Origin of the sequence: Halopseudomonas sp., assembly GCF_036960865.1 — a bacterium.
GTDB lineage: Bacteria > Pseudomonadota > Gammaproteobacteria > Pseudomonadales > Pseudomonadaceae > Halopseudomonas.
This window is the reverse complement of record NZ_JBALWE010000001.1, coordinates 308,062-324,720: the sequence shown is the minus strand read 5'-3', so window position 1 is coordinate 324,720 and position 16,659 is coordinate 308,062. Positions and strand designations below refer to the sequence as shown.

The 16,659-nt window shown below is 62.6% G+C and carries 25 protein-coding genes; 21 read left to right on the top strand and 4 right to left on the bottom strand.

Features of this window, described 5'->3' with window-relative positions; translation table 11 throughout:
- The first annotated feature begins 35 nt into the window (after positions 1-35).
- From V7747_RS01515 to V7747_RS01475, 9 genes are all read left to right on the top strand, one after another.
- Positions 36-1,382 carry a phage tail-collar fiber domain-containing protein gene (locus V7747_RS01515; protein WP_335614295.1) on the top strand — a complete coding sequence of 449 codons (1,347 nt, stop codon included), beginning with the start codon at positions 36-38 and terminating at the stop codon, positions 1,380-1,382.
- 10 nt (positions 1,383-1,392) lie between these two features.
- Positions 1,393-1,677 (top strand): phage tail protein, encoded by a 285-nt coding sequence (locus V7747_RS01510; protein WP_335614294.1) that lies wholly within the window; start codon positions 1,393-1,395, stop codon positions 1,675-1,677.
- 159 nt (positions 1,678-1,836) lie between these two features.
- Positions 1,837-3,006 (top strand): phage tail sheath protein, encoded by a 1,170-nt coding sequence (locus tag V7747_RS01505; RefSeq protein WP_335614293.1) that lies wholly within the window; start codon positions 1,837-1,839, stop codon positions 3,004-3,006.
- 61 nt (positions 3,007-3,067) lie between these two features.
- Positions 3,068-3,583, top strand: coding sequence for a phage major tail tube protein (locus V7747_RS01500; protein ID WP_335614292.1), 516 nt, complete (start codon positions 3,068-3,070; stop codon positions 3,581-3,583).
- A gap of 76 nt (positions 3,584-3,659) precedes the next feature.
- A complete protein-coding gene (locus tag V7747_RS01495; protein ID WP_335614291.1) occupies positions 3,660-4,070 on the top strand; it encodes a phage tail assembly protein in 411 nt (136 codons plus the stop codon).
- Positions 4,071-4,078: 8 nt separating this feature from the next.
- Positions 4,079-4,201 carry a GpE family phage tail protein gene (locus V7747_RS01490; RefSeq protein WP_335614290.1) on the top strand — a complete coding sequence of 41 codons (123 nt, stop codon included), beginning with the start codon at positions 4,079-4,081 and terminating at the stop codon, positions 4,199-4,201.
- Positions 4,191-6,674 (top strand): phage tail tape measure protein, encoded by a 2,484-nt coding sequence (locus V7747_RS01485; protein ID WP_335614289.1) that lies wholly within the window; start codon positions 4,191-4,193, stop codon positions 6,672-6,674. The genes V7747_RS01490 and V7747_RS01485 overlap by 11 nt, the downstream gene beginning before the upstream one ends.
- A 10-nt stretch (positions 6,675-6,684) precedes the next feature.
- Positions 6,685-7,116 carry a phage tail protein gene (locus V7747_RS01480; RefSeq protein WP_335614288.1) on the top strand — a complete coding sequence of 144 codons (432 nt, stop codon included), beginning with the start codon at positions 6,685-6,687 and terminating at the stop codon, positions 7,114-7,116.
- A complete protein-coding gene (locus V7747_RS01475) occupies positions 7,113-8,333 on the top strand; it encodes a phage late control D family protein (protein WP_335614287.1) in 1,221 nt (406 codons plus the stop codon). Before V7747_RS01480 ends, V7747_RS01475 begins: the two co-directional genes overlap by 4 nt.
- A 15-nt stretch (positions 8,334-8,348) precedes the next feature.
- Here V7747_RS01475 and V7747_RS01470 read toward each other — a convergent pair whose 3' ends face one another.
- From V7747_RS01470 to V7747_RS01455, 4 genes are all read right to left on the bottom strand, one after another.
- Positions 8,349-8,687 (bottom strand): hypothetical protein, encoded by a 339-nt coding sequence (locus V7747_RS01470; protein WP_335614286.1) that lies wholly within the window; start codon positions 8,685-8,687, stop codon positions 8,349-8,351.
- A gap of 12 nt (positions 8,688-8,699) precedes the next feature.
- Positions 8,700-8,900: a hypothetical protein gene (locus tag V7747_RS01465; protein ID WP_335614285.1), complete on the bottom strand. Its 201-nt coding sequence runs from the start codon at positions 8,898-8,900 to the stop codon at positions 8,700-8,702.
- Positions 8,901-9,032: 132 nt separating this feature from the next.
- Positions 9,033-9,545 (bottom strand): BRCT domain-containing protein, encoded by a 513-nt coding sequence (locus V7747_RS01460; protein ID WP_335614284.1) that lies wholly within the window; start codon positions 9,543-9,545, stop codon positions 9,033-9,035.
- A gap of 37 nt (positions 9,546-9,582) precedes the next feature.
- Positions 9,583-9,993 carry a helix-turn-helix domain-containing protein gene (locus V7747_RS01455; RefSeq protein WP_335614283.1) on the bottom strand — a complete coding sequence of 137 codons (411 nt, stop codon included), beginning with the start codon at positions 9,991-9,993 and terminating at the stop codon, positions 9,583-9,585.
- Between the two features lie 18 nt (positions 9,994-10,011).
- Here V7747_RS01455 and V7747_RS01450 point away from each other — a divergent pair, with 18 nt between their 5' ends.
- The 12 genes from V7747_RS01450 (at position 10,012) to V7747_RS01395 (ending at position 16,517) form a co-directional block, all read left to right on the top strand.
- On the top strand, positions 10,012-10,248 hold the full coding sequence (locus V7747_RS01450; protein ID WP_335614282.1) for a DNA-binding protein: 237 nt from the start codon (positions 10,012-10,014) through the stop codon (positions 10,246-10,248).
- Positions 10,249-10,260: 12 nt separating this feature from the next.
- Complete coding sequence (locus tag V7747_RS01445; protein WP_335614281.1) at positions 10,261-10,452, top strand: hypothetical protein; 192 nt, start codon at positions 10,261-10,263, stop codon at positions 10,450-10,452.
- A gap of 56 nt (positions 10,453-10,508) precedes the next feature.
- Entirely contained in the window at positions 10,509-10,688 is a 180-nt protein-coding gene (locus V7747_RS01440) for a hypothetical protein (RefSeq protein WP_335614280.1), read from the top strand.
- A 30-nt stretch (positions 10,689-10,718) separates the two neighbouring features.
- The gene (locus V7747_RS01435; RefSeq protein WP_335614279.1) at positions 10,719-11,009 is read left to right on the top strand and encodes an ogr/Delta-like zinc finger family protein; all 291 of its coding nucleotides are present in this window, start codon (positions 10,719-10,721) and stop codon (positions 11,007-11,009) included.
- Positions 11,002-11,550: a hypothetical protein gene (locus tag V7747_RS01430; protein ID WP_335614278.1), complete on the top strand. Its 549-nt coding sequence runs from the start codon at positions 11,002-11,004 to the stop codon at positions 11,548-11,550. Before V7747_RS01435 ends, V7747_RS01430 begins: the two co-directional genes overlap by 8 nt.
- 13 nt (positions 11,551-11,563) lie before the next feature.
- Positions 11,564-11,806: a hypothetical protein gene (locus V7747_RS01425; RefSeq protein WP_335614277.1), complete on the top strand. Its 243-nt coding sequence runs from the start codon at positions 11,564-11,566 to the stop codon at positions 11,804-11,806.
- The gene (locus V7747_RS01420) at positions 11,806-14,496 is read left to right on the top strand and encodes a toprim domain-containing protein (protein ID WP_335614276.1); all 2,691 of its coding nucleotides are present in this window, start codon (positions 11,806-11,808) and stop codon (positions 14,494-14,496) included. Before V7747_RS01425 ends, V7747_RS01420 begins: the two co-directional genes overlap by 1 nt.
- A 39-nt stretch (positions 14,497-14,535) precedes the next feature.
- The gene (locus V7747_RS01415) at positions 14,536-14,919 is read left to right on the top strand and encodes a DUF7673 family protein (protein WP_335614275.1); all 384 of its coding nucleotides are present in this window, start codon (positions 14,536-14,538) and stop codon (positions 14,917-14,919) included.
- Positions 14,916-15,146, top strand: a complete 231-nt coding sequence (locus tag V7747_RS01410) for a hypothetical protein (protein ID WP_335614274.1) — start codon at positions 14,916-14,918, stop codon at positions 15,144-15,146. Before V7747_RS01415 ends, V7747_RS01410 begins: the two co-directional genes overlap by 4 nt.
- Positions 15,147-15,297: 151 nt before the next feature.
- Positions 15,298-15,906: a hypothetical protein gene (locus V7747_RS01405; RefSeq protein WP_335614273.1), complete on the top strand. Its 609-nt coding sequence runs from the start codon at positions 15,298-15,300 to the stop codon at positions 15,904-15,906.
- The gene (locus tag V7747_RS01400) at positions 15,899-16,306 is read left to right on the top strand and encodes a hypothetical protein (RefSeq protein ID WP_335614272.1); all 408 of its coding nucleotides are present in this window, start codon (positions 15,899-15,901) and stop codon (positions 16,304-16,306) included. The genes V7747_RS01405 and V7747_RS01400 overlap by 8 nt, the downstream gene beginning before the upstream one ends.
- Positions 16,299-16,517: a hypothetical protein gene (locus V7747_RS01395; protein WP_335614271.1), complete on the top strand. Its 219-nt coding sequence runs from the start codon at positions 16,299-16,301 to the stop codon at positions 16,515-16,517. Before V7747_RS01400 ends, V7747_RS01395 begins: the two co-directional genes overlap by 8 nt.
- Positions 16,518-16,659: the final 142 nt, after the last annotated feature.

The window sequence follows — 16,659 nt, the reverse complement described above, 5'->3', positions numbered from 1 at the left end:
AGCTCAGCACTTATTGACAGGGGATCTAAGCCAAAATGCCAACCTACAAATCCATCCACACCGCCCACGGCCTGCAGGCCATGGCTGCAGCCGAGGCCGCCGGCACGCCGATCAACCTGACCCACATGGCCGTGGGTGATGGCAATGGCAACTTTGTGGATCTCGCCGACGACATGACCGCCCTGGTGAATGAGCGCTTTCGCGCTGAGGTCAATCGCGTCTACCAGGATCCGGAGCGGGATAACAAATACACGGCCGAGCTGGTGATCCCGGTCAGCGTGGGTGGCTTTACGATCCGCGAGATGGGGCTGTTCGATGTGGATGGCAACCTGTTCGCCGTAGGCAACGTGCCGGCCTCGGTCAAGCCAGCAGAGGGCGAGGGTGCCTTTGCCGATACCATCGTGCGCTTCGAGTTCCTGGTAACCAACGCCACGGTAGTCACGCTGCAGGTGGACCCCAACGTCGCGGTGGCCACCCAGTCGTGGATCCTCAACAACATCACCATGGCCACGCTGCTGCCGGGCGGTACCACCGGCCAGGTGGCGCGCAAGCAGTCCAACGCGGACGGGGACATCATCTGGGCGGATCCGGACCAGGCCAACATCACTGTTGACACCATCGAAGAGAAACAGGAGCTGGTCGACGGGCAAACCGTGGTCACCCTGGCGATCTGCACCACGCGCGGGCTTGCCGTGTACGTCGATGGTGAGCGGGTACCCAGTGACGAATGGACCCCGCACCCTACTGACCCCACCGAGTTCACCTTCAACACCGCGATTGTCGGCACGCATGAGCTGATCTGCGCGCAGAACGAACCGACCGGCAACGCGCCCGCGCCGCTGGAGCGCAGCAAGAACCTGGCAGACGTCGAAAGCAAAGCCACCTCGCGGGATAACCTGGACATTTTCAGCCGAGCTGAAACCCGGCAGATGTCACCAGCCGGCATGCTCGCTCACTTCGCACGCACCATCGCTCCCACTGGCTGGCTCAAGGCCAATGGTGCAGCAGTTGGTCGGGTAGCCTATGCGGATCTGTTCGCAGCGATTGGCACCACCTTCGGCGCCGGCGACGGATTCAATACTTTCAACCTTCCTGATCTGCGCGGCGAATTCATCCGAGGCTGGGACGACGGCAAGGGCGTGGATGTCGGCCGTGCTCTGGGCAGCTGGCAGAACGGGGCCACCCCACCGATACCTTCGGATAGCTGGGGCGGTGCCGGTGGGGCGCTGGGTACCGCGACCGAAGGCACACTGATAGTTGGGTCCGGCGTGCGGGAACACGCAGAGATCCTGGAGAGCGTCAAGCAAGCCGGCGGTGCTCGGATCATCACCGGCAGCAACCACCCACGCAACCGCGCATTCCTCGCCTGCATCAAATACTGAGGGCCAACCCATGCAAGCCTACCAACTCAACGCCGCCGGCCTGTTCCTGGGCATCACCGAGGCAGACGAAAGCCCGCTCGAACCGGGCGTGTACCACATGCCGGCGGGCTGCATCGCCACACCGCCGCCAGAGACCTGGCCGGATGACAAGTGGCCGCGCTGGAACTTCTCAGCCTGGCAGCTTGTGAACAAGCCCACCGCCCCGGCCGAGCCCAGCGCGGTGGAAAAGCTCGCGGCCTTCCTGGAGGCAAATCCGGATGTTGCGGAGCTGGTCGCCCCGCCGGAGCCGGTGTAGCATCGGCAATGCTTAGGTCGAAGTAAGCGCCCCCGTTTCGGCGGGGTTCTTCGCCTGCCCCTGTAAACACGCTCCCCACAACCCCAGCCGCTCCCAATCCCCGCGCCTACGCGACAGCATGACCCCTGACAGCCATTACCGCCCTGCAGGGAGCCAACCATGCCCGATTCATATCATCACGGCGTCCGAGTCATCGAGATCAATGAGGGCACGCGCCCCATTCGCTCCATTTCCACCGCCGTTGTGGGTATGGTGTGCACCGCCTCCGATGCAGACGCCACTGTATTTCCGCTTAACCAGCCCGTACTGCTCACCAACGTGCTCAGCGCCATCGGCGATGCCGGTACCGAGGGCACGCTTGCCGCTAGCCTGCGCGCCATAGCAGACCAGACCAAGCCCTTCACCATCGTCGTGCGGGTGGAAGAGGGGTTGGACGAGGCAGCAACTACCGCCAACATCATTGGCGGCGCTACAGGTGGTGAATACACCGGCATGCAGGCGCTGCTCGCAGCCAAGGCGCGCCTGGGCGTAACCCCGCGCATTCTCGGTGTACCTGGTCTGGATGATCCAGCGGTTACCGCCGCCCTGGTCACCGTTGCCCAGTCCCTGCGCGCCTTCGCCTACGCAAGCGCCTGGGATTGTGCCGACAAAGAAGCAGCCGTTGCCTACCGCGACACCTTCGGCGCGCGGGAGCTGATGCTCCTCTGGCCAGACTTCCGCGCTTTCGACACCACCGCAGCCGCCACAGTAGATGCACCCGCAGTCGCCCGCGCCCTCGGCCTGCGCGCCAAGATCGACCAGACAGTCGGCTGGCACAAGACACTCAGCAACGTACCGGTCAACGGCGTTACCGGCATCAGCAAGGATGTGTTCTGGGATCTGCAGAACCCCGCCACCGACGCCGGCTACCTGAACGAGAACGAGATCACCACCCTGATCCAGCAGAGCGGGTTCCGCTTCTGGGGTTCGCGCACCTGTTCCGAGGATCCGCTCTTCGCGTTCGAGAACTACACCCGCACCGCGCACGTAGTGGCCGACACCATGGCAGAGGCGCACCTCTGGGCCATCGACCAGCCCATGCACCCGTCCCTGGTGAAAGACATGATCGAAGGCATCAACGCCAAGTTCCGCGAGTGGAAAACACGCGGCTACATCATCGACGGCAGCGCCTGGTACGACCCCGAGCTCAACACCCCGGAGCGCCTCAAGGCCGGCAAGCTCGCGATCGACTACGACTACACACCGGTGCCCCCGCTGGAAGACCTCACCTTCCAGCAGCGCATCACCGACCGCTACCTGATGGACTTCGCCAGCCGCATCAATGCCTGATGCCTGACCCAGCGCGCCGCTAACCCCGGCGCCACGGCCCACACTCCCGGAGAGCCCAGCAATGGCTATGCCACGCAAACTCAAGAACATGAACCTCTTCAATGACGGCATCAGCTACGCCGGCATTGCCAAAACCGTCACCCTGCCGGTGCTCAGCCGCAAGATGGAAGCCTACCGAGGCGGCGGCATGAACGGCCCCGTCAAGATCGACATGGGCATGAGCGACGACGGTATCCAGCTTGAATGGACCGCCGGCGGGCTCGACGTGCAGACCCTGCGCCAATACGGCATCACCCGGCACGACGGCGTGCTGCTGCGCTTCACCGGCGCCTACCAACGCGACGACGATGGCAGCGTGACCGCCGTTGAGATCGTCGTGCGCGGCCGGCATGAAGAAATCAACATGGGCGAAGCCTCCCCCGGTGAGAACAGCGAACAGTCCATGACAACCACCTGCAGCTACTACAAGCTCACGATCGACGGCGAAGTGATCATCGAGATCGACATCGCCAACATGATCGAGATGGTCGACGGCGATGACCGCCTGGCCGAGCAGCGCGCCGCGCTCAGCCTGTAACCAGGGCACGCCCGCGCTCAGATGAACACCCGCCGCCCGGATCAAAGGGCGGTATTTCAATCGCAAGGAGAACCCCATGCACAAGCCAGACGCCGATCAGGCACCGGACCACAAAGCGATCGACAGCGGCACAGCACCTACAGCAGCGCCCACCGTCGCCAGCCCTGAAGCCCAGCCCAAACCGGCAAAGAACCCGAACGAAGAGACCGTTGCCCTGGACGAACCCATCATCCGTGGCGAGCAGAAGATCGACAGCATCACCCTGCGCAAGCCCACCGCCGGCGAGCTGCGGGGCATATCGCTGACTGAGCTGATCCAGATGGAAGTGGGCGCCCTGCGCAAGGTGCTGCCACGCATCACCACCCCCGCGCTGCTCGATCACGAGACCGGCCGCATGGACCCCGCCGACCTGCTGCAGTGCGGGGTAGCGATCGCCGGTTTTTTGCTGCAGAGGTCGGCGAAGACGGAAGCCTTCCGCGACGAGTAGAAGATGCGATGGCCGATATCGCCGTCGTGTTCCACTGGGGCCCAGCGGATATGGACCCGCTCGGCCTCGCCGAACTGATGGAGTGGCGCGAGCGCGCCCGCAAGCGAGTAGAGGCCAAGCATGGCACGTGATCTGAAACTGCAGGTGGTGCTGGCCGCGATCGACAAGGCAACCGCGCCGATCAAGAAGGTTATGGGCAGCAGCGCCGGCCTGGCCAAATCCCTCAAGGAAACCCGCGATACCCTCAAGGGCTTGCAGACCCAGCAGAAGGACATCAGCAGCTTCAAGACGCTCAAGGGCGCGTCGGAGAAAACCTCTGCCGCCATGCAGGCCAACCGGGACAAAGTCCGTAAGCTCTCGCAGCAGCTGGCCAACACCGCGCGGCCCACCAAGGCACTTACCAACGAGTTCAAGACCGCTGTGCGCCAGGGGCATGCCCTCAAGCAAAAGCACGGCGAGCAGGAGCGTGCCCTGCAGGAGCTGCGCACCAAGCTCAAAGGCGCGGGTATCAGTACGCGCAATCTGGGGCAGCATGAGCGGCAACTGCGCCAACACATCGCCAAAACCAACCAGTCACTCAGCCGCCAAGAAGACAGGCTCAAGCAGGTAACACGCCAGCAGCAGCGCCTGGCAAACGCAAAACGCAGCTACCAGCGCACCCAGGGCATGGCCAGCAACATGGCCACCACCGGTGCGGGCGGCGCTGCCACGGGCGGCGCGATGCTGTATGCAGGCGCCCGCATGTTGTCGCCAGGCATGGAGTTTGACGCCAGCATGAGCCAGGTGCAGTCTCTCACCCGGCTGGACAAGAACTCCGAAGAGATGAAAGCCCTGCGCGCTCAGGCGCGAGAGCTGGGGGCCAGCACGCAATTCACCGCAGGCGATGCCGCCGGTGGCCAGGGATTTCTGGCCATGGCTGGTTTCAGCCCTGACGCGATCAAGAAAGCCATGCCCGGGATGCTGGATCTGGCAAAGGCGGGCGGGACCGAGCTGGCGGAGACGGCCGATATCGCATCCAACATCCTCACCGGGTTCGGCATTGGCGCGGACCAGATGGGCCGGGTGGGTGACGTGCTGGTGGGCACCTTTACCCGGGCCAACGTGGATCTGGCCATGCTCGGCGACACCATGAAGTACGCCGCCCCGATCGCTGCCAGCCTGGGGCAGGACATCGAGGTGGTTGCAGCCATGGCCGGCAAGCTCGGTGATGCCGGCATCCAGGGCAGCATGGGCGGCACCGCGCTGCGCTCCATTCTCAACCGCCTGTCAGCGCCACCCAAGGCTGCAGCCAATGCGCTGGATGAGCTGGGCATCAGCGCCTCCGACGCCCAGGGCAACCTGCGCGACATGCCCGAGATCCTCACCGAGATCTACGAAAAAACCAAGGACATGGGCGACACTGAGCGGGCAGGGCTGCTCAAGGGCATTGCCGGTGAAGAGGCCGTCAGCGCCCTGCAGGTACTGGTCAAGCAGGCGGGCGGCGGCGAGCTGCAGGAGTTCATCGGCAAACTGAAGCAGACCGAGGGCGAAGCCAGCAAGACTGCCCGAGTAATGGCCGACAACATGAAGGGCGACCTGGCCGCGATGGGCAGCGCCTGGCAGGATCTGGGCATCGAGCTGCAGGAACAGCAGGACGGCCCACTGCGCGAAACCACGCAAAGCATCACCCGGCTCATTGGTTCGGTAAAAGGCTGGGTGGCAGAGAACCCCCGGCTGGTCGGCGGGCTGATCAAGCTGGCTGCCATACTGGCCGTGCTCATCACGGTGGGCGGTACCATCGCGCTCACGCTGGCCAGCATTCTCGGCCCGCTGGCAATGATCAGGTACGGCATGACTCTGTTTGCCGTGGCAACCAACGCCGCCACCTGGCCGATCCTTGCCATTATTGCGGCCGTTGCCCTGCTCGCGGTGGGCGCATACATGCTCTACAAACACTGGGACAAGGTCACGGCGTTTTTCAGCGGCATCTGGGAGAACATCAAGCAAGCCTTCAGCGGCGGCATCGGCAACATCAGCGCTACGCTGCTCAACTGGTCGCCGCTGGGCATCTTTTACAAGATCTTCGCCGGCACCATGAGTTACTTCGGCGTGGATCTGCCCGGTAAATTCACCGAGTTCGGCGGCATGATCATCGGTGGGCTGGTCAACGGCATCAAAAACGCCATGGGCTCGGTCAAAACCGCCATCACTGACGCCGGCAGCAACACTGTGGGCTGGTTCAAGGAAAAGCTCGGCATACGGTCACCCTCGCGCGTGTTCGCCCAGTTGGGCGACGACACCATGGCCGGCCTCAAGGTGGGGCTCGACCGCAGCCAGCAGGGCCCGCTGGGCTCGATCCTCAAGGCCGGCAAATCCCTGGCTGGCGCCGGTGCCATCGCCCTGGGCGTGGGTGGTGGCACGCCGGCGCTGGCGGTAGACAACCGCGCGCCCCTGTCGGCGTCAGCGCCTGCTGCCGGCGCGCCGGTCTACCACATCAGTGTGAGCGTCAGCGCTCAGCCCGGGATGAACGAGGGCGCACTCGCGCGCCTGGTGGCTCAAGAGATCCAGCGCGCCACGCAAGCCGCCCAGGCGCGCCAGCGCTCAGCACTTCAAGATAACGAATGAGGTACCCACAATGATGATGGCCCTGGGGCTGTATGTGTTCAGCCTGGATACCGCCGCATACCAGGACTTTCAGCGGCAAACCAGCTGGCGGCACCCCAGCAGCAACCGCGTGGGCGCAGCGCCGGTGCGTCAGTTCCTGGGCAAAGGGGAAGACACAATCACCCTGTCGGGCCTGATCCTGCCCGAGTTCAGCGGCAAGCGGTTGTCGCTCGATGCGCTGCGGCTGATGGCCGACACCGGCAAGGCCTGGCCAATGGTCGAGGGCACGGGCCGCATTTACGGGCTATGGAGCATCGACAGCATCAGCGAAACCAACACGCTGTTCTTTAGCGACGGTAGCCCGCGGCGGATCGACTTCAGCATCACCCTGGGGCGTGAGGACGACAGCCGCCTCGAGCTGCTCGGCAACCTGGCTGAAACCATAGGGGACATCATCCGATGATCGAGCAGCTCACCAGCCACACCGCGCCCACCTTCCGCCTGGCCGTGGAAGGCCGCGACATCACCCCCAAGATCAATAACCGCCTACTGCGCCTCACCCTCACAGACAACCGCGGCATCGAGGCCGACCAGCTCGACCTGACCCTGCACGACCACGACGGCCTGCTCGCCATACCGCCACGGCGGGCAGTGATTGACCTGTGGCTGGGTTGGCAGGGCAGCGCCCTGGTGTACAAGGGCAGTTTTACGGTGGACGAGGTAGAGCACTCTGGCACCCCGGATGTGGTCAGCATCCGCGCCCGCAGCGCCGACATGCGCGCCGGCCTCACCCGCAAACGCGAACGCAGCTGGCACCAGACCACCCTGGGCGAGATCATCGCCAGCGTGGCCGCAGCCTATAGCCTCAAGCCAGTGATCGACCTGGTGCTCGGCCAGATCCCGGTACCGCACCTGGACCAGGTGGACGAATCGGACGCCAACCTGCTCACCCGCCTGGGTGCCGACCACGACGCGGTGGCCACCGTCAAGGCCGGCCATATGCTGCTGCTGCCCGTCGGTGGCAGCCAGACCGCCAGCGGGGTCAACCTGCCGCACATCACGCTCACGCGCCGCGACGGCGACAGCCACCGCTTTCTGGAGGCCGACCGGGACGCCTATACAGGCGTGCGCGCCCACTACTACGACCCCAACAGCGCGGAGCGCCTCGAGGCGATCATCGGCACTGAGGACAACATAAAGACCCTGCGCCACGTGTACGCAGACAAGGACAGCGCCCTGCAGGCGGCCCGGGCAGAATGGCGCCGCCTGCAGCGCGGCCTGGCCACGCTCAGCTATACCATCGCCCGCGGCCGGCCCGACCTGATCCCCGAAATGACCTTCAGCCTGGTCGGCATCAAGCAGAAGATCACCGAGGTGGTCTGGCTGTGCAGCCGGCTCACCCACGAGCTCAGCGACAGCGGCTACACCAACAAGCTGGAGCTGGAAAACCAACTGGCCGAAGACGAGGATCTGGCAGCCCTGGTAGAGGGTGGCTACACCGGCGTGCTCGCCTGGTACCGGGATGAGGACGGGGCCCAGAAGAAGATCACCCAGGGCGATCAGACCAATCCCAAGCGGTTGACGCACTTGTACGCCACCAAGAGCAGCGCGGAGAGGGCGGTTGAGCGGGAGTTCGAGCGGTTGGAAGTGGGGCCCGTTGAGCTGAGCCCCGTGGGTTGAGCGGGGAATACCTGGTTAGAATTTCACAGCTTCACGCACGGTCCAGAGGTCTACCGCGTCATTGCCTACGTAAACGCGGATCTTCACCTGGGTGAAGCCTGGATCCAGCACGCTGATGTCAAACTGGCTGCTCAGCGGTACACACAAGTTCTTCTCCAGCAGGTAATTGATTGCCCGCATGTCATCCTTCACAGCCGCAGAGATGAACTGGTCCAGGTAATCTTCGGTCAAGCAGCCGGCATAGCCATCTTTGAGCGACTGGGCGGCCACTGGTGCAGCAGCCGTTGCCGCCGCGATCACCACACTGGCAATCACAAGACGAGCGGTTGAGCGTGATGCTTTTCGTATATCCATTACGGTTACTCCTCATTGGTCGTCTTCTTCGTCGGCCAGTATGGCTGAATCACATTGCTTGCGTGGCATCGTGCCTACCAGGGCGCGCATAACCACCAACACGTCAGCCTTGCAAAGGTCATCTAGTCTGCGGAACAAATCCAGGAATACCTGCTCGGTGCCTGCGCTGTCATTGTTGAATCCAAGCTCCTGGTTGTTTTTTTTATCCAGCATCTGCCACTCCTGATCCCAATCCTAATACAGGCGCCGGTACCGGGCTGGTACCTCCCTTCGCCTAGGAGTGATCTATTTTCGACACATTTGACTGTGTCAGAAGCCGTATAAACGTCTAATTCTCGTCATAACTCACGATTCATGGAGATGATCATCTGGCAAAACGCCGGACTCCAGCAGCTGGCTGAGCTGGCCCGCGGTCATTATGAAGCTCCCGGACTCTCTCGCCCGCTCGACTTTTCTCCAGCCGGCGTTGGGCCCGCAACAGAGGAAGGTAAGTGCTAGGGTGCTGCCACTCACAACCCGCAGTCCGGCCTCGGTTGCCTTGTCCTCGAGGTCTTTCTTCTCCTGCTTCGCAAAGCCCGTGAAGAGGATCTGCGGACGCGCGTCCGTGGCTGTGGTTTTCGATATGCGCGGCGGAGCCGGGGTGAAAGGATCGACCAGCTGAGCGGAGCCAGACAGGTATTCGATCACACGGTCTTTGCGGAAGGTGCGGGGTTTGGATCCTGACGTCTCACCCCCGCAAATGTAGGCACCTTTTTCAGTCCACCAGATCAGGATCCAGGTGCGATTCGCCCCTTTGGCGTCGCAATATCTGAACGCAATGGGGGTGTTCGGGCGTTCCTTGCTTTCCGTTACGGCCATCATTGGCCTCCTTGTCTTGTCTGCCGGTGTCGGCTCCCTAGCGGTCTTTCTCTTGCGTTTCGTCGTCCATTCGGCGCAGCGCCTCGGAAATACGCTCGAAGGTTGCCCGGTCCGGATCGCGCATATCCCGGTAGTTGGCAACAACATCGGATTCCTTTATCGAGAGCCCAAAATACTCAGCAGGAGCACGGCTGCCAGTGACCACATGCAGGATGTCCACACCGTGTTTTGCCACGGCCGCCAGGTACTCGGCATCCGGGCTCCGCTTGCCCTTCTCATAGTTCGCTTGCGAGTTCCGGTTAACGCCTCCCAGCTGTCCGAACTCCTCCTGATTGAGCCCTAGCCGCTCGCGTTCCGCGCGCAGCCGATCGCCTATTGAACACATTTGCGCGCAATATCCTTTGACATGCACATATTCGTGTGCATAATTGAACTTAATTGAATCCATTTGAACCCTTTGAAGACTATGCCAAACCTCAGAACCCCAGAGCAAGCGCGCAAATGGCTGGATCAGCAGGGCAAATCCGTGACCGAGTTTGCCGCTGAACATGATCTGGACCTGCACACCACCTACCAGGTGCTCTCCGGCGCCAAGAAAGGCAAGCGGGGCGAGGCGCATAAAGCCGCCGTCGCGCTGGGTATCAAGCAGGGCGAAATGCCCCTGCCACCGTTTCAACCTGTACCTGCTCAGATCAGCCAGTAAGGATCAGCCGCCATGAAATCCGACCCCAAACGCCTCCGCACTCATCGCGCCACGCTCAACTTCGATGAATACGAGCAGAAGCTGATCAACGCCCTGGTCGACTACACCGGCCTGAGCCAGGCCGAGCTGCTGCATCTGATCGTGATGAAGGAAGCCCGCGATCTGTTGCTGCCTGAATCCACTGTAGAGCTGGCCCGCGCCTGAAGCGAGTGACCAGCGAGTCGCTAGCGGGTCACCAAATAGTTACTAAAGAGTCACTGATGCCAGAAGCCCATGTTGAATTCGATGAAACAGAGCGCGAACTGCTCGAGCGGATCCGCCAACGCTACGGTCTGGACGATTGCGCCCAGGCAGCCGAATGGCTGGTCAGAGCGCGGCTGCGCCGTGCAGCCAAAAGCATCACCGGTCGCGGGCGGGCGCTGTACCCGGTCGGCCGGTAGCCAACCATTACTTGATTCAGGGGAGGGACGATGAGCGTCTACAAGCTGGTTTGTCCGCACTGCCGCGGCAAGATGCGCATCCGCACGTCAGACGGCGAGCACATATTCCTGCGCACTGCGTATTTGCAGTGCACCAACGAAGCCTGCAGCTGGTCCTGCCGGGCCACGTTCGAGATGACCCACGAGCTGAGCCCCAGCTCAACCCCCAACCCCAACGCCCTGCTGCCCGTCGCGCCCAGTGCCATGCGCCGGGCGGCGCTGCCGCAGAACGATGAAGAGCAACTCGACATGCTGGACCACAAGGAGCACGACCATGCTTAGCCGCGCCGCCCTATCCGTAAACGACTACCACTCAGTGCTGCAGCAGTGCGCTGCCAGCTTTCTGGCCCGCCACCAGGGCGAATACCTGACGGATGAGCAGGCGCTGTTTGACCGTGCCGTCGCACATCTCATGGGCACCCATGAGATTTCCCGCGCATCGGCAGAGAACATCGCAGGCAAGGCCAGCATGCAGCTTTCGCCCTCCGTATCCGGCTTCGGGCTGGATACCGTCGCCAAGGAGGCGGTCAACTTCATGCAGCGCATGGACCCCGCCACATCAGCCAGCGTCATGTGCCACAGCACCGCGCAATACCTCAAGGGCCTGTTCGATATGAGCCTGGAGACAGCACAAGACGCCGCCGCCGTCGCCTTTGCCCGCCTGCGCCCATCGCACCTCTACCACGACGTCAGCCGCAGTGACGCCCAGCTGGTCATGCTGCGCGATCCAGAGCGCGGGGTCACCTACGCGGTGCCGGTGTCGTTCATCGTTCACCACGTTATCCAGAACCCGGCCCGCCACACGCTGCACCTCGTCAACTGATCCGGAGCGCGCCATGGATACCGTCAAAGTCGTGCTCGAGCTCACCCGGGAAGAAGCCGCCGCGCTCGTGCAGGCTCAGCGCACTGCCTACCGCCTGCGCCTGCAGGCCGAGTTCTGGGACGACCGCTACCGCAACATTCCGCACCCCATGCGGCACGGCAGCATCCTGGCGCATTGCCCCGATATGTCAGCCAACAAGAAACTGCTCGGCGCACTCGCCCAGGGCAGCAGAATCGAATCCGCCAGGGGCGCTTGATGCAATCTGAAATACACCGTGAAGTGCTCGCACGCATCGACCGTGACTACGGCCTGAAAAAGGTCTCCGGTAACTGGATGCGCGGCGGCACGTGCCCCATCTGCAGTAAGAAGGAGCTCTACACCCACAAGGATGAGCCCTGGGTGCTGCGCTGTGGCCGCGAGAGCAAATGCAACGCCGAGCTACACGTAAAAGATCTGTACGACGATCTGTTCGACGACTGGAGCAACCGCTACAAGCCCAGCCCAGAAGACCCCACCATCACCGCCCGGGCGTACCTGGAATTCAACCGCGGCTTCCGCGAAGAGCTGATCCACGGCTGGTACACGCAAGAGCAGTACTTCGATCGTGAACTGGGCATCGGTACCGCCACCGTGCGCTTCTCGCTGCCCAACGACAGCTGGTGGGAACGCCTGATCGATCGGCCGCACCGCTTCGGCAAGAAGGCGCGGTTCAAGTTTCAGAGCAAGCACAACGGCTGGTGGTGGTGCCCGCCCTGTGTGGATCTACTGCAGGTCGACGAGCTGTGGATTGTCGAGGGCATCTTCGACGCGATCGCCCTGGCCCATAACGACATCACGGCCGTCACCGCACTGAGCAGCAACAATTACCCCGAACTGGCCCTGGCCAAGCTCGCCCGCGACTGTGACGAGGCCGGCACCAAGCGCCCGAAGCTGGTGTGGGCGCTCGACGGTGACGCCGCCGGCCGGCGCTACACCCGCAAGTGGGCAGCCAAGGCGCGCGAAGCTGGCTGGAAGTGCTCGGCCATGCAGATCCCCCAGCGCGACAAGAAGATCGACTGGAACGAGGCGCACCAGCGCGACAAGCTGAACGGCCAGAACATCGCCGAGTATCGGCATCACGGTGAACTGCTGCTGGCCCAGAGCCCGACCGAAAAAGCCCTGCTGATGTACACCTGGCGCGAGCGCCACGAGTTCCACTTCCAGTTCGATCGCCGTCTGTACTGGTTCAAGCTCGACATGGTCAAGTACAACAAGGCGTTCAACGACCTGGAGGAGTCCGAGCACGTCGAGATCCGCGCCATGAATGACCACCAGCGGCGTGAGAAAGCGCTCGAGCAGTCCGGCAGCGTAGTGCAGATCGCCAACTGCTACCCGCAGGCGCTGTACTTCCAGCGCAACGAGGTGACCGATGAGAGTTGGTATTATTTCCGCGTCGACTTTCCCCATGACGGCGGCAGCATCAAGAACACCTTCACCGGTGGCCAGGTGTCCGCCGCCAGCGAGTTCAAAAAGCGCATGCTCTCGATCGCCGCCGGCGCCGTGTTCACCGGCAGCGGCCAGCAGCTCGACCGCATCATGCAGGACCAGCTCTACGGCATCAAAACGGTAGAGACGATCGACTACATCGGGTACAGCCGCGAGTACCGTTGCTACGTCCTGGGCGATCTGGCCATCAAAGCGGGGCAGATGTACCAGGTGAACGACGAGGACTTCTTCGAGTTCGGCAAGCTGCGCCTCAAGAGCCTGCTGAAAACCATCCCCCTGCACATCAACCGTGACGCCAGCAAGTACCGTGACGACTGGCTGGCCATGCTCTGGACCGCCTTCGGCGCCAAGGGCGTGATCGCTCTGGCGTTCTGGCTGGGCTCGCTGTTCGCCGAGCAGATCCGCGAACAGTACAAATCCTTCCCGTTCCTCGAAGCCACCGGCGAGGCCGGAGCGGGCAAGACCACACTCATCACCTTCCTCTGGAAGCTGATGGGCCGCGAATATGAAGGCTTCGACCCGTCCAAGTCATCGGTGGCCGGCCGCTCGCGCCTGATGGGGCAGGTGTCCGGCATGCCGGTGGTACTGATCGAGGGCGACCGCAACGAGCCCGATCGCGCACACGCCAAGTCATTCGACTGGGACGAGCTGAAAGACTTTTTTGGCGGCGGCACGCTGCGCACCCGGGGCGTAAAGACCGGCGGCAACGAGACCTACGAACCGCCATTCCGCGGCACTATCTGCATCAGCCAGAACGCCGACGTGTCGGCCTCAGAGGCCATTCTCACCCGTATCGTCAAGCTGCACTTCCAGCGCCCAGTGGTCACCGATGAAAGCCGCGCCGCGGCAGACAACCTCAACCTGATGCAGCCCGAAGAGCTCAGCTATTTCATGATCAAGGCCCTGCGGATGGAAGAGCAGCTGATGGGCGTGTTCGGTACCCGCGTGCTGGCCTATGAGAAGGCGCTGCGGGCGCTGAAAGAGATCCGCGTGGAGCGCATCATCAAGAACCACGCCCAGATGATGGCCCTGGTCGATTGCCTGGACCAGGTGCTGCCCCTGGGCGAGGAGCGCAAGAATGAAGTGGTGCTCACGCTGCGCACCATGGCCATGGAACGCCAGCAGGCCATCAGCGCCGATCACCGCCTGGTTGCCGAGTTCTGGGAGGTGTACGACTACCTCGAAGGGCTCGAAGAGGATCCGGTCGTCAACCACAGCACCGACCCCAACCTCATCGCCATCAACCTCAACGAGTTCGCCGCCCGCGCCGCAGGCCACCGCCAGCAGATCGCGGAGCTAACGCTGCTGCGCTCGCTGCTCAAAGACAGCCGCACCCACAAATTCATCGACTCCAACCGCGCCGTACACAGCGCCATCCGCGCCAACCACGCCCAGGAGCGCAACGGCGCATTCGACAAACCCAGACCCAGCACCCTCAAGTGCTGGATCTTCAAGAAGTAGGCGCGGCAACGCCTGCGAATACAGCAAGGAGAGAACCCCATGCAATACATACCCGATGAGCCCCTAACCAAGGCCCAGAAATACGCCAGAACGGCCACCATCTACGCCGAGATAGCCGCCATGGAACAGCGCAAGACGCAGGCCCGCGAGCTCGGCCTGCCCGCCTTGGTGCGCCTGGTGAAGGTCGCCCAGGGCAATACCGGCCAGAGCGCGCACATCGGCCGGTTCCTGCTCAGCCTTTACAACGGCCGCGCCTACCCGCTGGACCCTTCCAGCCTGCGCTGCATCGACTACGACCTGCACCAGTACTGCCTGTGCGTGCTCGCCATGGACTACGCGCCAGAGCAGGAAGTGCACGAGCTCGTCGTCGGTGGCCACCAGATCTGGGAGCAATTCAAAGCGCGCTGGGGGAAGCGGTCATGAACAAGGCCCGCCGCAGGCAACTGACCGACATCGCAGACCAGCTGCAGGAGCTGCGCGACGAGATCGAGACAGCCAAGGACGAAGAGCAGGCCGCTTTCGACAACCTACCCGAAAGCCTACAGGAGGGTGAGCGCGGCCAAGCGATGGAGATGGCCACCGAGCAGATGGGCACGGCCATGGATTCGCTAGAAGAAGCATTGCAGGCGCTGGAAGAAGCCAGGGCCTGAAACAAAAAAGCCCCAGGGAGCGGCAACTCCCCGGGGCCCGCTACTACACAAGGAGAGAACCCCATGCAAACGCATGAAGATCAAAGCAGCAGCGCGCTAGAGAGTACCAGCAGCGCGCACATCAAGCGATACCGGGTAGAGGAGGTGGCCAATGTCTGATTCCTACTATTTCAAGTCCAAATCGCCTGCTGTCGTGGGCATCGTCACCGACTACGACCGCAGGCTCACAGAGATGAGAAGCCAAGCAGTTCGTTTCGGTCTGCGGTTCGGTGGCTCAGCAGTGACCATGGTGGATCTGAGCCGGCACTTTGTGGGCGGTATCAAGATCAGCGGCCTGTCAGACCCCAGCCCCCACTGGACGCGGCCTTGCGACCACGGGTACCGAAAGCTCCGCTCAAAGGCCGTGATCCCGAAAGGCACCCCGAAAGAGCAGTCAGCCGCGATCCGTGCCGAGCACCAGCGGCTAATCGAACTCTGGCGCGACCACTACCCGCCGAGGGTAGACAGGCTCGACGTCTGGGATCAGCTGGGCGTGAACAACGGCAGCGTCATGATGTGTGGCGGCGTGATGTTCGAGCTCAACGGCACCGCCTACTTCCACCTGGGCTTCCCAATGAACCAGACCGAGGACGAGCGCAAGCGCGCAGCGAAGCAGCCCAGCTACGGCTGGATCGAAGGGGCCGAAGAACTGACCGCAACCGAGTATCTCGCGGCGCGTGAGGCGAAGAATCAGAGCATGAGTGAGGTGCCCAATGAATAACGCCGACCTGCTGAACATCCCCGCCGGCGACCTCCGCGCCATGTATGCCAACGCCATGGACCAACTCGAAGCTGTCAAGCGCCTGTTGGACGAAGAGCCGAAGCCCGTAACCATCACCACCGGTGGCCGCGCCTACGGCAAAACCACCAAGCTGCTGCACGAGCTTCTGCGCGATAACTTGGCGCACCAGGTGCGTCTTGACGAGATCCGCAGAACACTGGGTGTAAGCGATGCAAAGCCAAAGATCGCCAGCCCAGAGCGCGCCACCTCGACGGGGGTGAAATTTAACGGCTTTCAAGTAATGAGCAACCCCATGCTGCCCCCGATGACCATGATGGTCGGGAATGACGTCTTTAAGATGCTGACCGACCATGTGCCGTCGAGGATGCCCAATGAATAACGCCAACCTGCTGACAGTGATCGGCCTGCTGTTGCTCTGCGGCTTCTTCGTCGTCTGGGCACTGGTACGCGGCTGCGCCGACGATATCGACGCCCTGGACAGCGACCAGGTCGATCCCAACCCCCACCGCTGCCCCAAGTGCAGCGCCCTCAAATCCGAGACAGACGAAATAACCGGCTGCCAATACTGCGCAGGAGGTAACCAACCATGACCCGCACTCAACAAGCAGCAACGCCGGCAGACAAGGTCGTCATGCACATTCCAGTGATCTGCGACGTCTGCGGCGAATCCCGCAGAACCCGCCACCACCCAAAGTGCTCAAAGATCCGCCAGCAGCGGTACCGGAGGGCAGG

Excerpts from the sequence above, each read along its gene's own strand:
- V7747_RS01405 (WP_335614273.1), top strand. The coding sequence starts at position 15,298 with ATGTCTGATTCCTACTATTTCAAGTCCAAATCGCCTGCTGTCGTGGGC.
- V7747_RS01455 (WP_335614283.1), bottom strand. The coding sequence starts at position 9,993 with ATGGATTCAATTAAGTTCAATTATGCACACGAATATGTGCATGTCAAA.
- V7747_RS01495 (WP_335614291.1), top strand. The coding sequence starts at position 3,660 with ATGCACAAGCCAGACGCCGATCAGGCACCGGACCACAAAGCGATCGAC.
- V7747_RS01515 (WP_335614295.1), top strand. The coding sequence starts at position 36 with ATGCCAACCTACAAATCCATCCACACCGCCCACGGCCTGCAGGCCATG.
- V7747_RS01465 (WP_335614285.1), bottom strand. The coding sequence starts at position 8,900 with ATGCTGGATAAAAAAAACAACCAGGAGCTTGGATTCAACAATGACAGC.
- V7747_RS01475 (WP_335614287.1), top strand. The coding sequence starts at position 7,113 with ATGATCGAGCAGCTCACCAGCCACACCGCGCCCACCTTCCGCCTGGCC.
- V7747_RS01400 (WP_335614272.1), top strand. The coding sequence starts at position 15,899 with ATGAATAACGCCGACCTGCTGAACATCCCCGCCGGCGACCTCCGCGCC.
- V7747_RS01460 (WP_335614284.1), bottom strand. The coding sequence starts at position 9,545 with ATGGCCGTAACGGAAAGCAAGGAACGCCCGAACACCCCCATTGCGTTC.
- V7747_RS01510 (WP_335614294.1), top strand. The coding sequence starts at position 1,393 with ATGCAAGCCTACCAACTCAACGCCGCCGGCCTGTTCCTGGGCATCACC.
- V7747_RS01420 (WP_335614276.1), top strand. The coding sequence starts at position 11,806 with ATGCAATCTGAAATACACCGTGAAGTGCTCGCACGCATCGACCGTGAC.
- V7747_RS01490 (WP_335614290.1), top strand. The coding sequence starts at position 4,079 with ATGGCCGATATCGCCGTCGTGTTCCACTGGGGCCCAGCGGATATGGAC.
- V7747_RS01425 (WP_335614277.1), top strand. The coding sequence starts at position 11,564 with ATGGATACCGTCAAAGTCGTGCTCGAGCTCACCCGGGAAGAAGCCGCC.
- V7747_RS01410 (WP_335614274.1), top strand. The coding sequence starts at position 14,916 with ATGAACAAGGCCCGCCGCAGGCAACTGACCGACATCGCAGACCAGCTG.
- V7747_RS01435 (WP_335614279.1), top strand. The coding sequence starts at position 10,719 with ATGAGCGTCTACAAGCTGGTTTGTCCGCACTGCCGCGGCAAGATGCGC.
- V7747_RS01445 (WP_335614281.1), top strand. The coding sequence starts at position 10,261 with ATGAAATCCGACCCCAAACGCCTCCGCACTCATCGCGCCACGCTCAAC.
- V7747_RS01430 (WP_335614278.1), top strand. The coding sequence starts at position 11,002 with ATGCTTAGCCGCGCCGCCCTATCCGTAAACGACTACCACTCAGTGCTG.
- V7747_RS01415 (WP_335614275.1), top strand. The coding sequence starts at position 14,536 with ATGCAATACATACCCGATGAGCCCCTAACCAAGGCCCAGAAATACGCC.
- V7747_RS01450 (WP_335614282.1), top strand. The coding sequence starts at position 10,012 with ATGCCAAACCTCAGAACCCCAGAGCAAGCGCGCAAATGGCTGGATCAG.
- V7747_RS01440 (WP_335614280.1), top strand. The coding sequence starts at position 10,509 with ATGCCAGAAGCCCATGTTGAATTCGATGAAACAGAGCGCGAACTGCTC.
- V7747_RS01505 (WP_335614293.1), top strand. The coding sequence starts at position 1,837 with ATGCCCGATTCATATCATCACGGCGTCCGAGTCATCGAGATCAATGAG.
- V7747_RS01500 (WP_335614292.1), top strand. The coding sequence starts at position 3,068 with ATGGCTATGCCACGCAAACTCAAGAACATGAACCTCTTCAATGACGGC.
- V7747_RS01485 (WP_335614289.1), top strand. The coding sequence starts at position 4,191 with ATGGCACGTGATCTGAAACTGCAGGTGGTGCTGGCCGCGATCGACAAG.
- V7747_RS01395 (WP_335614271.1), top strand. The coding sequence starts at position 16,299 with ATGAATAACGCCAACCTGCTGACAGTGATCGGCCTGCTGTTGCTCTGC.
- V7747_RS01470 (WP_335614286.1), bottom strand. The coding sequence starts at position 8,687 with ATGGATATACGAAAAGCATCACGCTCAACCGCTCGTCTTGTGATTGCC.
- V7747_RS01480 (WP_335614288.1), top strand. The coding sequence starts at position 6,685 with ATGATGATGGCCCTGGGGCTGTATGTGTTCAGCCTGGATACCGCCGCA.